Source organism: Bradyrhizobium sp. 190 (assembly GCF_023073415.1).
Taxonomy (GTDB): Bacteria; Pseudomonadota; Alphaproteobacteria; order Rhizobiales; family Xanthobacteraceae; genus Bradyrhizobium.
Genome location: NZ_JADPJL010000033.1, coordinates 1 through 12,689 on the forward strand (window position 1 = coordinate 1; position 12,689 = coordinate 12,689).

11 protein-coding genes are annotated in these 12,689 nt (G+C 63.8%); 5 read left to right on the forward strand and 6 right to left on the reverse strand.

Annotated features, from left to right (window positions below):
• Positions 1 to 132 precede the first annotated feature (132 nt).
• Together serA and IVB22_RS19975 are read left to right on the forward strand one after the other, a co-directional pair.
• On the forward strand, positions 133 to 1,722 hold the full coding sequence (serA, locus tag IVB22_RS19970) for a phosphoglycerate dehydrogenase (protein ID WP_247518994.1): 1,590 nt from the start codon (positions 133 to 135) through the stop codon (positions 1,720 to 1,722).
• Between the two features lie 177 nt (positions 1,723 to 1,899).
• A complete protein-coding gene (locus IVB22_RS19975; protein WP_247518995.1) occupies positions 1,900 to 3,585 on the forward strand; it encodes a mucoidy inhibitor MuiA family protein in 1,686 nt (561 codons plus the stop codon).
• Positions 3,586 to 3,753: 168 nt separating this feature from the next.
• Here IVB22_RS19975 and IVB22_RS19980 read toward each other — a convergent pair whose 3' ends face one another.
• Positions 3,754 to 4,329, reverse strand: coding sequence for an alpha-ketoglutarate-dependent dioxygenase AlkB (locus IVB22_RS19980; protein ID WP_247518996.1), 576 nt, complete (start codon positions 4,327 to 4,329; stop codon positions 3,754 to 3,756).
• A 50-nt stretch (positions 4,330 to 4,379) separates the two neighbouring features.
• Here IVB22_RS19980 and IVB22_RS19985 point away from each other — a divergent pair, with 50 nt between their 5' ends.
• A complete protein-coding gene (locus tag IVB22_RS19985; RefSeq protein WP_247518997.1) occupies positions 4,380 to 4,589 on the forward strand; it encodes a hypothetical protein in 210 nt (69 codons plus the stop codon).
• A 16-nt stretch (positions 4,590 to 4,605) separates the two neighbouring features.
• A complete protein-coding gene (locus IVB22_RS19990; RefSeq protein WP_247518998.1) occupies positions 4,606 to 5,466 on the forward strand; it encodes a hypothetical protein in 861 nt (286 codons plus the stop codon).
• Between the two features lie 62 nt (positions 5,467 to 5,528).
• On the opposite strand, the gene IVB22_RS19995 is transcribed toward IVB22_RS19990, so the two are convergent.
• The 5 genes from IVB22_RS19995 to IVB22_RS20015 form a co-directional block, all read right to left on the reverse strand.
• Entirely contained in the window at positions 5,529 to 6,881 is a 1,353-nt protein-coding gene (locus tag IVB22_RS19995) for an esterase-like activity of phytase family protein (protein ID WP_247518999.1), read from the reverse strand.
• 107 nt (positions 6,882 to 6,988) lie between these two features.
• Entirely contained in the window at positions 6,989 to 7,795 is an 807-nt protein-coding gene (locus tag IVB22_RS20000; RefSeq protein WP_247519000.1) for a heme ABC transporter ATP-binding protein, read from the reverse strand.
• Positions 7,792 to 8,883: an iron ABC transporter permease gene (locus IVB22_RS20005; protein ID WP_247519001.1), complete on the reverse strand. Its 1,092-nt coding sequence runs from the start codon at positions 8,881 to 8,883 to the stop codon at positions 7,792 to 7,794. Before IVB22_RS20005 ends, IVB22_RS20000 begins: the two co-directional genes overlap by 4 nt.
• The gene (locus IVB22_RS20010) at positions 8,880 to 9,833 is read right to left on the reverse strand and encodes a hemin ABC transporter substrate-binding protein (RefSeq protein WP_247519002.1); all 954 of its coding nucleotides are present in this window, start codon (positions 9,831 to 9,833) and stop codon (positions 8,880 to 8,882) included. The genes IVB22_RS20005 and IVB22_RS20010 overlap by 4 nt, the downstream gene beginning before the upstream one ends.
• A 20-nt stretch (positions 9,834 to 9,853) precedes the next feature.
• Positions 9,854 to 10,060, reverse strand: a complete 207-nt coding sequence (locus IVB22_RS20015) for a hemin uptake protein HemP (protein ID WP_247519003.1) — start codon at positions 10,058 to 10,060, stop codon at positions 9,854 to 9,856.
• A 327-nt stretch (positions 10,061 to 10,387) separates the two neighbouring features.
• Here IVB22_RS20015 and IVB22_RS20020 point away from each other — a divergent pair, with 327 nt between their 5' ends.
• Complete coding sequence (locus tag IVB22_RS20020) at positions 10,388 to 12,682, forward strand: TonB-dependent hemoglobin/transferrin/lactoferrin family receptor (RefSeq protein WP_374207571.1); 2,295 nt, start codon at positions 10,388 to 10,390, stop codon at positions 12,680 to 12,682.
• Positions 12,683 to 12,689 lie beyond the last annotated feature (7 nt).

Genomic DNA, 12,689 nt, shown 5'->3' on the forward strand with positions numbered 1-12,689 from the left:
CCCAAAGGGGGCGTCGGGGTGGGGTGATCTCTCCGCACCCGACGCACGCAGAGTTCGCATCGACAGTTTCACCCCACCCCGGCGCTGCGCGCCGACCCTCCCCCTCCAGGGGAGGATGAAGGAGACATTCCAATGTCCAAACCCAAAGTTCTCATTTCCGACGCGCTCTCTCCCGCCGCGGTGCAGATCTTCAGGGATCGCGGTGTCGAGGTCGACTTCCAGCCCAATCTCGGCAAGGACAAGGACAAGCTCGCCGAGATCATCGGTAATTATGACGGGCTTGCGATCCGCTCCGCGACCAAGGCTACCGCGAAGATCATCGAGAAGGCCACCAAGCTGAAGGTAATCGGCCGCGCCGGTATCGGTGTCGATAATGTCGAGATCCCGGCGGCGACCGCCAAGGGCATCATCGTGATGAACACGCCGTTCGGCAATTCGATCACGACCGCCGAGCACGCCATCACCTTGATGCTGGCGCTGGCGCGTGAAATTCCGCAGGCCGACGCCTCCACCCAGGCCGGCAAGTGGGAGAAGAACCGCTTCATGGGCGTCGAGATCACCGGCAAGACGCTGGGCGTGGTCGGCTGCGGCAACATCGGTTCGATCGCCGCCGACCGCGCGCTCGGCCTGCGCATGAAGGTGGTCGCGTTCGATCCGTTCCTGTCGCCGGAGCGCGCCAAGGATATCGGCGTCGAGAAGGTCGAGCTCGACGAGCTGCTCAAGCGCGCCGATTTCATCACGCTGCACACGCCGCTGACCGAAAAGACAAAGAACATCATCGACGCGGCGGCGATCGCCAAGATGAAGAAGGGCGTGCGCATCGTCAATTGCGCGCGCGGCGGCCTGGTCGACGAGCAGGCGCTGGTCGACGCGTTGAACTCTAGGCATGTCGCGGGCGCCGCCTTCGACGTGTTCGTCGAGGAGCCCGCCACCAAGAACGTGCTGTTCGGCCACCCCAACGTGATCTGCACCCCGCATCTCGGAGCCGCCACTACGGAAGCGCAGGAGAATGTGGCGCTTCAGGTCGCCGAGCAGATGTCCGATTATCTCTTGACGGGTGCGATCTCGAACGCGGTGAACTTCCCCTCGATCACGGCTGAAGAGGCGCCAAAGCTGAAGCCGTTCATCGAGCTCGCCGAAAAGCTCGGCTCGTTCGCGGGCCAGCTCACCGAGAGCGGGATCTTGAAAGTCCAGATCACCTATGAGGGACATGTCGCCGAGATGAAGATCAAGGCGATCACTTCGGCGGTGCTGTCGGGTCTGCTGCGGCCGATGCTGGGCGACGTCAACGTGGTCTCCGCGCCCGTCGTCGCCAAGGAGCGCGGCATGGTGGTCGACGAGATCGTGCGCGCGGCGCAGAGCGATTACGAAAGCCTGATCACCGTTACCGTCATCACGGAACGGCAGGAACGCTCGGTGTCCGGCACCGTCTATCACGACGGCAAGCCGCGGCTGGTCGACATCAAGGGCATCCGGGTCGACGCCGAGTTCGGCAAGTCGATGATCTATATCACCAACGAGGACAAGCCTGGCTTCATCGGCAGCTTCGCCTCGCTGCTCGGCGATGCCAAGATCAACATCGCGACCTTCCATCTCGGCCGGACCAAGCAGGGCGGCGACGCCATCGCGCTGGTCGAGATCGATGGGCCGGTTCCGGCGGACGTGCTTGCCAAGGTGCAGAAACTGCCTCAGGTGAAGCAGGCCAAGGCGCTGGTGTTCTAGCCGCGCGTCGTTCTTTTCGCTTCAGCGAGGGGATTGCTCGTCCGTCGCCGCGGTCCCACCGCGGCGAAGCCGCATGGAAATTTCAATCGAACCGGTTCCTCCGTCGCTGCGTCTCATGACCGGGAGTGGTGGGCGTTGTTGCGCGTCGCCAGCCGGTGAACGTTTCAGGAGGTTATCATGCGATTGATTGCTAACGGTTATTTGACGGCGAGCGTCGTCGTCCTGGCGGCGCTGGCCGCCGGCGAGGTACGGGCGGCCGATGTGCCCGCCAGTTCGGCGGTCGATGCCGTCACCGTCTATCCCGACGGCGCCAGCGTCACGCGGATCATCTCGCTCGATCTGCCGGCAGGCGAGAATTCGGCCGTTCTCAAGGACTTTCCGCTCACGCTGGACCCCTCGTCGCTCAGGGTCGAGGGCGAGGCAGGCGCAAAACTCACCATCGGCGCGATCGACGCAAAACCGCCGCGCGCGGCGCCGCCAGTCAACCTGCCCGAACTGGACAAGCGCATCGAAGCGCTGAAGGACGAGCGCGCCAACTTGCAAGGCGCGATCGATGCCGCGACCGCCCGGCGCAAATTCGCCGAGCGATTTGCGGATACTTCTCCGGCCGGAATCGGCGACAAGGGTGAGGCGCGGCCGATCGCCGAATGGCGCGCGGCCTTTGCCGCAGTCGGCGAGGAAGTCGCCAGCGCCGACGCCGCCATCCGCGATGCCGGGCGCAAGCAGCGCGAACTCGACCGCGAAATCGCGCGTCTCGAACAGGACCGGGCGCAAAAGCCGCCGAACAAGCTGGAAGTCCGGATCGAACTCGCAGCCGTCGCCGCGACCAAGGCGACGCTGCGCGTAACTTATGCCGTGCGCAACGCGCGCTGGATGCCGCTCTACGACGCCCGCCTCGACACCGGCGCCAAGGACCGCAAGCCTGCGCTCGAACTGGTGCGCCGTGCCGAAATCACGCAAAACACCGGCGAGGACTGGTCCAATGTCGCGCTCGCCGTTTCCACCGTGCGAACTGCGCGTGGCGGCAGCGCACCCGACCTGAAGTCGCTCGTCGTTCAATACCCGCAAGTGCCGCGTCCGATGGCCGCTGCGTCCGCATTGGATTATGCAATGCCCTCGGCTGCACCACCGCCGGACAGGCAGAGGCAGCTCCGCGCTAGCGGGGGGAAGAGCGATGAGCCCGTGATGGAGAAGGCGGCCGAGCAGCAGGCCGCGGCTGACGTCAGCGGCTTCCAGGTGATGTTCAAGATTCCCGGACGCGTCAGCCTCGGCGCCAGCGAAGGCGCCAAGAGCCTGCGCGTCTCCAGTGCGAGCATTACGCCCGACCTCGCCGTGCGCGCGGCGCCGGTGCTGGATCCGACTGCGTTTCTGGAAGCGAGCTTCAAGCAGAACGAGGACGCGCCGCTGTTGCCGGGCCGGGTTGCGATCTATCGCGACGGCATATTCGTCGGCCGCGGCCACATGGCCGCTGCGGCTAAGGACGAGACCGTGCGGCTCGGCTTCGGCGCCGACGACAAGATCAAGATCGAGCGCACCGTTCTCAAGCGCAACGAGGGATCGGCCGGCCTGATCGTGACGACGTCGAAGACCGACGAACGCGCGTTCAAGACCACGGTACGCAACGGCCACGACTTCCCAATCCGGATCTCGATCGAGGATCAGTTGCCGGTCAGCGAGAACGAGGAGATCCAGGTCGAAATGCTGTCATCCACGACGCCGCCGACCGCAACCAATCTGCGTGACAAGCGCGGCGTGCTGGAATGGGCTTTTGAGGCGAAGGCCGGCGAGGTCAGGGATATCAACTTCGCCTGGCGGATACGCTGGCCCAAGGACAAGGGCGTCGTGATGGTGCCGGCGGGCTGAGGCGGGCTGCTGCCGATCGACTCCCTCTCCCCGTTTTTTACGGGGTCGAGACAAGCGAAGCTTGCTCTTAGAGGGCAGGGGTGAGGGGCTGCCTCCACGGGCTCAGACAGCAGTGATCGTGGAAGCAGCCCCTCACCCGGAAGTCTATTAGAGCTGAATTACGCGCCGCTAGGTCTTTCGGTCAGCCATCGTGCGAAAGGTGATGGAGTAACGCGGCGCCTCGACGGCGGGAATGCTGTGTTCCCAGATGCGTCGGGATTCACCCGACATCATGTAGAGCGAGCGCGGCGCAGCTTCGAGCGTGTAGCGCTGCCATTTTTCGTCAACCGCGCGCCGAAAACGGAACTTGCATGGCGATCCAAGTGAGAGGCCGAAGATTCGGTCGAAATGCGGTTTGTCGCGGTGCCAGCCGATCCTCACGCCGACGTCATATTCGGTGCAGAGAACCTGCGCGATCTGCGTCGACGGCCTGCCATGGGCCTCGACCTTTTCAATCAGCGGACCAAGCCAGGGAGGGATCGGTTCGGCCGGCTGCAACCGCTGCAGCGTGTAATCGTAGCGGTATCCGAACGACGCCACCCGACGCTTGCCTTCAAAGGCGCCAAACTGGAACGGCTGTAGCGGCAACGCTGAGACATGCCCGATGAGCTCGCGCTCAAGCGCCGGCGAGATGAACTCGGCGACATATCGGAGCCCCTCCGGTACGCCCGTGGCTTGCGAAAAAAGGGAGAGCTGCTCGGTCAAGCCGGCGTCCTCAAACAGGGGTTGCGCATAGCTCGAATATGGGGACCGAAGTGACCAGATCAAAGGACATGGCATCAGGGGGCCACCGTGCTTCGCCGATTACCACTTTTCCTGTTGGCGTGAGGAACTTTGCCCGTCGCGGCCGATTGTCGATTGAGAAAGGGGGCGGGAAAACGGAGGAAACCATGCACGGTCTTATCTATCTCGTCGGCCTGATTGTCGTGATTCTGGCGGTTCTGTCCTTCTTCGGCCTTCGCTAACGCCATGGAGAGGTCGATGGAAAACATCACCCCGGTGGCGCGAAGCGATATCGCTCCGCGCTTCCTGCAATGGTCGCCGATCGTGCTCGGCGCGTTTGCGGCGACTGCGCTCTCCTCGGTGCTGCTGACATTTGCGGTCACGATTGGCCTCGGCGTCACGTCGACGGCGCCAACCTGGCGCGATGCGTCTGCGGCACTTGCGATCCTGTCGGGCCTCTATCTGATCATCCAGGCCGTAGTTAGCTTTGGCCTGGGTGGCTACATCGCCGGACATACCCGTACCTCGACCGGCCCAGCTGCGGTGGAGGAAACAGAGCACGTCGACGGCGCCCATGGTCTGGGTACTTGGGCGCTCGCTGTGGTCATGGGCGCCATTCTCGCCACCTGGATTGGCGCGGCCACTGTCAATCGGACATCGTCGATGCGTGGCCCAGCGCAGGCCAGTGCGGCCGAGCCACTGTTGAGCTATGAGCTGGACCGGCTGTTTCGCGCCAGCCGTCGGGCGCCCAATGTCGACCTCAGCGCCGAGCGCGCCGAGGCTGGCCGTATCCTTCTCACCACCTCAAGTCATAGCGGCTTGAGCGCGGACGACCGCACCTATCTCATTCAGCAGGTCGGAGCGCTGACCGGTCTTGCTGCGGCCGACGCGGAACGCAGGGTCGACAGCGTCATTGCCAACGCCAAGACAGCCATTGCACGGTCACGGCGCAGCACTATCATCCTCGCCTTTTCGGTCGCGACCGCGATCCTGCTCGGCGCCGTAGCTGCCTGGGCCGCGGCGTGCGCCGGCGGACGGCATCGCGACGGTGCGCCCCTGCCAGAGTGGATGGAGCGGTCGAAGGCGCTCGATCGACGGCGGCAGACGGTGCTGCCGTAGCGCAGAACGGGTCGTCTCCCTCTCCCCGCGAAAGGGCGGAGAGAGGGAGAGAAGCTGCGACGTCACTTCGCTTTCAAAAACTCCGCGACTTCCAGCAGCACGAACTCGTTGTCGTCGGCCTTGTTGGGATCGCGGCTCGATGAGAACGGCAGATTGTTGTCGTTGCCGACGATGATATGGGTGTCGTCGACGCGATCGACGTTCTCGATGGTGAAGAACGGGAAGGTCAGCACGCCGTCATTGAGCGGCTTGCGGGCCTTCTTGTCAGGATCCTTGATTTTCATCAGGTCGATATAGGCGATCTTGCGCACCGGCTTGCCGACATTGGCGTCGGACAGCTCGACCTTGTAGACGCGCTTGAACTTCGCGAGGTCAGCAAAGCAGTTCTCGCCGCGCTGGCCGGCCGGGCAGGCCTTGTCGGCGGTGCCTTCGCCATTGTCGCGCTCGATGACCAGGCCGCTTGTGGCGTCGATCATGTTGAAGTCGCCGATGGCGTTGCCGTTCTGCTCGAACACATACTGCCAGTAGCGGCCGGTAAACTTCTCCGCGGCGACGTCGAATTCGATGATACGCGCGGCTTCCTTGCCGTCGACCTTTTCAACGTCCTTCTTCTCGGCGTCCCACAGCGGGCCTTCGAGCAGACCGTAGAGGAATTTGCCGTCCTTTGACGACGCAAAACCTTCATAGCCCTTGGAGCGGCGCAGATTGACGGTGGTGTAGCTCGCGCCTGGAGCTGCCGGCGACTGCACCGACCAGTGATCGGGCGAGCGCACCAGCTTGCCGTCGGCGGTGGTGTCGAACACGGCCAGGACCTTGCCGGTCTTGTCGGCCTTCAGCACATAGGGGCCGAACTCGTCGCCGATCCAGAAGGTGTCGCCAATGATCTGAAATCCTTCGGTGTCGAAGTCGGCACCGGTGAGATAACGTTTTGCCTTGTCCTCATGCAGGATACGGAACGGCACCTTCTTGTCGGGGTCGTGCAGGAAGATAGTTTCCTGCCGCTCGATCTTGCCGGTCGCCCAGTCGATCTTGTGGCGGTTGAGATAGAGCATCGAATCCGCCGAGTTGTAGCGCGAGCCCATGCCATTGTCGGTGAGCACCCAGAACGAGCCGTCCGCCATCACCTTGATGCCGGAATGGCCCTGCAGCGGCTGGCCCTTGAACGGCAGCGAGACGCCGGTCGGGCGCTCATAGGATTTTCCCATCACGGTGCCGACGGCATCGACGCGCTTGCCGGTGGTGTATTTGCCCGCGGTCCTGAGATCGTCAGGCGCATCCGTGGGCGCGTCGATGAAGGTTTGCGCCGGCAGCACGGCGTGTCCCTTCAGCGTGGCGGGAAACTCGCCTTCGCCTTGCGCAAATGCAGCACTGGCCAGAAAGACGGACGCGACGGAGCAGAGCAATGACACGCGCATGGCGGATCTCCTGTGAATGACGATGCGCCTGTCTTGCGGAGCGGCTGTTACAGTTAGCTGACAGTTCCGTGAAGAACCTGTAACGCCGTTGGATAAGCCTTGCGGCGTTATGCCGTTGCCGGGCCGGCGGGCCGCATGGTCTGCGGCAGCAGGAACGGTACGCCCTGATCGGTATAGTCGATCGTCACATCCACCTCAAAAATCCGGCGGATGGTCTCGGCCGTGATCGCATCAGCGCGGCCGCCGTCGACGGCGAGCCGGCCGCGATGCAGCAGCACGATGCGGTTGGCGAAGCGCATCGCCAGATTGAGGTCGTGCAGCACGGCGATCACGGCCGTGCCGTTCTGCGCCCGCCGCTTCGCCGTTTCCACCAGGTCGATCTGGTGGCGCATGTCGAGGCTCGAGGTCGGCTCGTCCAGCAGCAGAAGCCCCGGGCCGTGCTGTGCTTCACCGCAGGCGAGTTGCACCAGCACGCGGGCAAAATGCGCGCGTTGCTGTTCGCCGCCGGAGAGCGTCGGCAATTGCCGGTGGCTGAAATGCGCGAGATCGACTTCGCTGAGCGCCGCATCGACCAGTCTTTGCGCGGCGGCGCGGCCGGTGTCGCCCGCGCCCATATGGACGATTTCCTCGACCGTGAACGGGAAGGTGACGTTGACGTGCTGCGACAACATCATGCGGTGATAAGCGAGAAGGCGCGGTGGATAGCTGCGAATGTCGCGCTGCTTCAGCGTGATCTGGCCACGCGTCGGACGGAGATCGCCGGACAGCATCCGCAGCAGCGTCGATTTGCCGGCGCCGTTGGGGCCGACGATCGCGACCATCTCGCCGGCCGCAATGCGTAGATCGATGCCGTCGACCAGCGTGGCGCCGCTGACTACCATCGAGACCGACTGCGCTTCGAGAATGGCGGTCATAGCGAAACCAGCCCGCGCTGGCGCAACAGCATGCCCAAGAAGAATGGCGCGCCGATCGCCGCCGTCAGGATGCCGATCGGCATTTCCGCGGGCGCCACAATGGTGCGGGCCAGCGTATCGGCGCCCACCATCAGCACCGCGCCGAGCAGCATGGAAGCCGGCAGCAGCAGCCGGTGTGCCGGTCCGATCAGGAGCCGCAACAGATGCGGCACCACGATGCCGACAAAGCCGACGACGCCGCAGACCGAAACCGCAACGCCCGTCATCGCCGACACCAGCACGATCGAAATCCGCTTCAGCCGCTCGACGTCGACGCCGCTGTGAAACGCTTCGGCTTCGCCGAGCACCAGGACATCAAGGCCGCGGGCGATCGAGACGCAGGCGATCAACGCGAGCCCCAGCACCGGCGCCAACGCGGCGAGCTTGGGCCAGGTCGCGCCGCTCAACGAGCCCAACAGCCAGAACGTGATGTCGCGCAACTGGCGGTCGTCGGCGATGAACACGAGCAGCCCGATGCCGGCATTGGCGATGGCGGCGATGGCAATGCCTGCCAGCAGGAAAATCGCAATCGAGGTGCGACCCGAACGGCTCGCGATCGAATAAAGGGCGATCGTCGTCACCAGCGAGCCCGCGAAGGCCGCAATCGGCAGCAACTGGTTTTGCATGAAATGAAGGCTTTGGCCGATCTGGCTGTCGGTGATGACGATCGCCGCAGCCGCTGCAAATGCGCCGCCGGAGGAAACGCCGACCAGCGCGGGATCGGCGAGCGGGTTACGAAACAGGCCCTGCATGATCGCCCCCGATGCGGCGAGCAGAGCGCCAACCATCGCCGCGGCGGCGATCCGCGGAATCCGGATCGACCACAGCACGAGCTGGTCGCGCGCGAGCGTTGGACTGGCTGAAGCGTCCGCCCACAGGCCGAGTGCGGCCGGCAGCCGCGCCAGCGGAATTCCAGCGGCGCCCATCGTGAGCGCGACCAGCGCCGTACCGGCAAGCGCGGTGAGCAGGCAGAGAAGCGTCAGGGAAGCGGGCGGCCGCAGCGCATAACCGCTGCGGCGCTTCGCGCCGGCATCAGTGAGCGCAGTCATTGCCGGCAATCGGCGGTGAGTGCTGCCGGCTTGAACTTCTCCGCCTGCGGCGCCAGCGCCGGATAGAGCTTGACCGAGAGATCGCGTGCCGCCGCCGCCGTACGCGGGCCGAAGCCGAGCAGATAGAGGCCTTCCATGGAGATGAAGGTCTTGTTGGCCGCGACCGGGGTCAGTGCGAAGGCGGGATGGACGTACACGGCTTCCGCGGCCACTGAGTCCTTGCCGCGCTGGATCGAAAGCACCACGTCGGGTTTCGCCGCGACGATCGCCTCGTCGTTGATGATCTTGTAGCCTTCATAGCCGTCGATGGCGTTGACGGCGCCGGCCATCGCGATGATTTCGTTGGCGGCGGTCTTCTGGCCGGCGGCCATCGCGCGGCCGTTCAGCAGCGACATCACGAACATCACGCGGACCGGCTTGGTCACCTTGGCGCGCAGCTCGCGCAGTTGGGCCAGATCGCCGGCGACCGCCGCCGTCAGGCATTCAGCGCGCTTGTCCGCACCCATGGCGTGACCGACCAGCTTGATCTTGTCGATCAGGCCCGCTTCCGAAAAGGTTTCGGGCACCAGCACCAGCGGCACCTTGGCCGCTTCCAGCACGTCCATGGTTTCCTTCGGTCCGGATCCCTGCACCGCCAGCACCAGCGAGGGATTGAGCCCGAGTACGCCCTCGGCCGAAAGCTGGCGCATGTAGCCGACGTTCGGCTTGTCGCGCAGCGCCGCGGGCGGATAGAAGCTGGTGGAGTCCACGCCGGCCAGCCGGTCCTCGAAACCCAGCGCGTAGAGGATTTCCGTGATCGCGCCGCCGATCGAGACAATCCGCGCGGGATCTGAGATCGTGACGTCGCGGTTACGGGCATCATGCACGGTAATGCCCGCGGCGAGCGCTGTGCCGCCGAGCAGGAAGCAGCCCACGGCGGCCGACAATGCGAGCGTGCGACAAGTCGTCATTGCCGGTTCACCTGGGCGGGTCACTTGGTCAGGATCAGCTTGTTCTGCGACGTCAGGCGCAGGCGATAATTGTCTTCGCCATGCGCGATGATGATCTCGCGCTCGGTTGCAAAAAGCTCGCGGCTGTCGATCCGGTTGCCGGATACAGCGAGGGATCTGGTCACGGCGGAAGAATTTCCCGCACGCGCTGGAGCGCCTCCTAGTTTGCCTCCCGCTGTAGTGGACATTCTGGTTCTTTGCGCCCCGAAAAGTTCATTTGTTCCTAAGCTTGTATAGTTGGGCGGGGCCGCAATCCAACCATCGCACTTTACAATCGATATAAAGTGCAAGGCGCCGTTATTGACCGGTTCCGCAACGCGGCGTAACCAAGTTAGACGCGATACGAGCCGGGGGGTCCGGTCGCGAAGATTTTTAGCCAGCAAGCAGCCGTTCATCACCGCGGCGCCCGCCAGCCAAACCCAAGAGACAGAACAACAGGTTGGGGCAATATGGCTTTCGGGGTCAGGCATTCGCGCGCCTTGGTTTTGGGCGCGTCGGCATTTTCGTTCGCATTGATGTCGTCAAGCGCCGCGTTTACGCAGGCGCTGGAAGCGGAGACGGTTACGCGTACGGCCGAGCAAAAGAAACAGAAGCAAGCCAAGCGCCAGCAAGCCAAGCCGCAGCAGGCTCAGCAAGCCCCGGCGCCTGTCAGGAATGCGATGGCGCAGATTGGAGCTGCGCCGGTGCAATCGCTCGATACGATCACGGCGGTGGCGACCAAGACCGAGGAGCGCGCGATCGACGCGCTGGCGCCCGTCAGTTCTGTGTCGATGGAGCAGATCCAGGGCCTGCAGCCGAACCGGCTGTCCGACATTTTCTATAGCGTGCCCGGCGTATCGTTTCAGGAGCGCGGCGACGATCCCTCGACCGTGATCAACATTCGCGGCCTGCAGGATTTCGGCCGCGTCGCGGTCGTCGTCGACGGCGCGCGCCAGAACTATCAGCGTACCGGACACAACGCCAACGGCTCGTTCTTCCTCGATCCTGAATTGGTCGGCGGCGTCGACGTGGTGCGCGGCCCGACCGCGAACATCTACGGGTCGGGCGCGATCGGCGGCGTGGTCTCCTTCCGTACCAAGGACATCAACGACGTCGTGCGCCCGGGCGAGCGCTGGGGCGTCGATATGACCGGCTCCGGTGGTACCAACAGCGCTCGCGGCCTCGGCTCGATCTTCGGCGGCGTGCGCGCCGATCCCAATGTCGATGTGTTCGGCGGCGCGGTCTACCGCACGCAGGGCAATTACAAGGACGGCAACGGCACCGAGATCGGAAATACCGGCAATGAGCTTGCTGCTGGATTGATGAAAGTTACCGTACGCCCCGCCGAAGGCCATGAGATCAAGCTCGGCGGCGTATTCCAGGATTACCAATACAGCATCGGCCAGTTCAACCGCGGGCCGGTGCTGACCGCGGCGCAACGCGCGCTGTTTCAGGGGTCGTCGGTCTACGCGTCGGACGCGAAGAACTACATGGGCACGCTGAACTGGAAATACAGCAGGCCCGACGACAATCTCTGGGACTGGAGTATGTCGCTGTACGGCAATCGTACCGACAACGACCAGGTCAAGACCCATCATAACAGCACGAGCGGAGCAGCCTTTTGCGGCGCCGGCAACGTCGGCAACAACATTTCGGGTTGCGTCGGCGATAAGCGCGGCTATGTGCTCGATACGCTCGGGATCGACGTCTACAATACGACGAGGTTCAACGTCGGCGATTGGCGCAACGCGGTCACGTTCGGCGTCGATGCGTTTCAGGATGACGTGAAAACCTCCGACAGCCGCGGCAATTCCAACATCACCACGCCGAGCGGCCTGCGGACGGTTTCCGGCGGATTTGCGCAGTTGAAGCAGAACTACTCGACCTGGTTCGAAGCCATCAGCGCGATCCGCTACGACCGCTACGACCTTCATTCGCCGTTGGTGGCCACCGGTGGCGGTGGCGACCGGTTCTCGCCGAAGATCACCATCGGCGTAACGCCGGTGGCGGGCTTTACGCCCTATGTCAGTTATGCCGAAGGGTATCGCGCACCGTCGATCACGGAGACGCTGATTTCGGGGGCGCACGCCACGGGCGGCGGTCCTGCTTTCTTCAATTGCCCGAACGGTACCGTAGGATTGTTCTGCTTCCTGCCTAACCCGAGCCTGCGGCCGGAGGTCGGCAAGAACAAGGAAATCGGCCTCAACCTGAAGTACAATGACATCTTCACGTCCGGTGACAGCTTCCGCGGCAAGTTCAACGCGTTCCGTAACGACGTCAGTGACTACATCGACCTCGTCCCCTTCGGACTTACTGCGGTGCCGCCGTTCGGCACGTTCCCCCGGTTCTATCAGTACCAGAACATCGCGCAGGCCCGGATCGAGGGCATCGAGGCGGAAACGATGTACGATGCGGGCTCATGGTATGTCGGCCTCGCCGGCCACCTGATCCGCGGCAAGAACCTCGCGACCAATATCGGGCTGGCGACCATCACGCCACGCAAGATCACCACGACCGGCGGCGTGCGGCTGCTCGACCGCAGGCTGATCCTGGCCGCGCAGTGGTCCTCGTTCGGCGCCAACAACGACGTCCCCGTCGGCTATCTGCCCTCGACCGGGTATGAGCTGGTCAATCTCTACCTGACCTGGCATGCGACAAAGGACATCATGTTCACGGCATCGATCGATAATCTCCTGAACCAGTACTACCGGCCCTATTCCATTCCCGGCAGTTCCACCGACGGCACCACGCAGAACGACGTGTTGTGGTCGAGCCCCGGACCGGGCAGGGTCTACAAGGCCGGATTGAAAATTCACTTTGGCGGAGCTTAGTTCGACG

What these genes read in the sequence shown, in the direction of transcription:
- IVB22_RS19995 (WP_247518999.1), bottom strand. Translation starts at nt 6,881, where the DNA reads ATGCGCGTGTCATTGCTCTGCTCCGTCGCGTCCGTCTTTCTGGCCAGT.
- serA (WP_247518994.1), top strand. Translation starts at nt 133, where the DNA reads ATGTCCAAACCCAAAGTTCTCATTTCCGACGCGCTCTCTCCCGCCGCG.
- IVB22_RS20005 (WP_247519001.1), bottom strand. Translation starts at nt 8,883, where the DNA reads ATGACTGCGCTCACTGATGCCGGCGCGAAGCGCCGCAGCGGTTATGCG.
- IVB22_RS19975 (WP_247518995.1), top strand. Translation starts at nt 1,900, where the DNA reads ATGCGATTGATTGCTAACGGTTATTTGACGGCGAGCGTCGTCGTCCTG.
- IVB22_RS19990 (WP_247518998.1), top strand. Translation starts at nt 4,606, where the DNA reads ATGGAAAACATCACCCCGGTGGCGCGAAGCGATATCGCTCCGCGCTTC.
- IVB22_RS20015 (WP_247519003.1), bottom strand. Translation starts at nt 10,060, where the DNA reads ATGTCCACTACAGCGGGAGGCAAACTAGGAGGCGCTCCAGCGCGTGCG.
- IVB22_RS20000 (WP_247519000.1), bottom strand. Translation starts at nt 7,795, where the DNA reads ATGACCGCCATTCTCGAAGCGCAGTCGGTCTCGATGGTAGTCAGCGGC.
- IVB22_RS20010 (WP_247519002.1), bottom strand. Translation starts at nt 9,833, where the DNA reads ATGACGACTTGTCGCACGCTCGCATTGTCGGCCGCCGTGGGCTGCTTC.
- IVB22_RS20020 (WP_374207571.1), top strand. Translation starts at nt 10,388, where the DNA reads ATGTCGTCAAGCGCCGCGTTTACGCAGGCGCTGGAAGCGGAGACGGTT.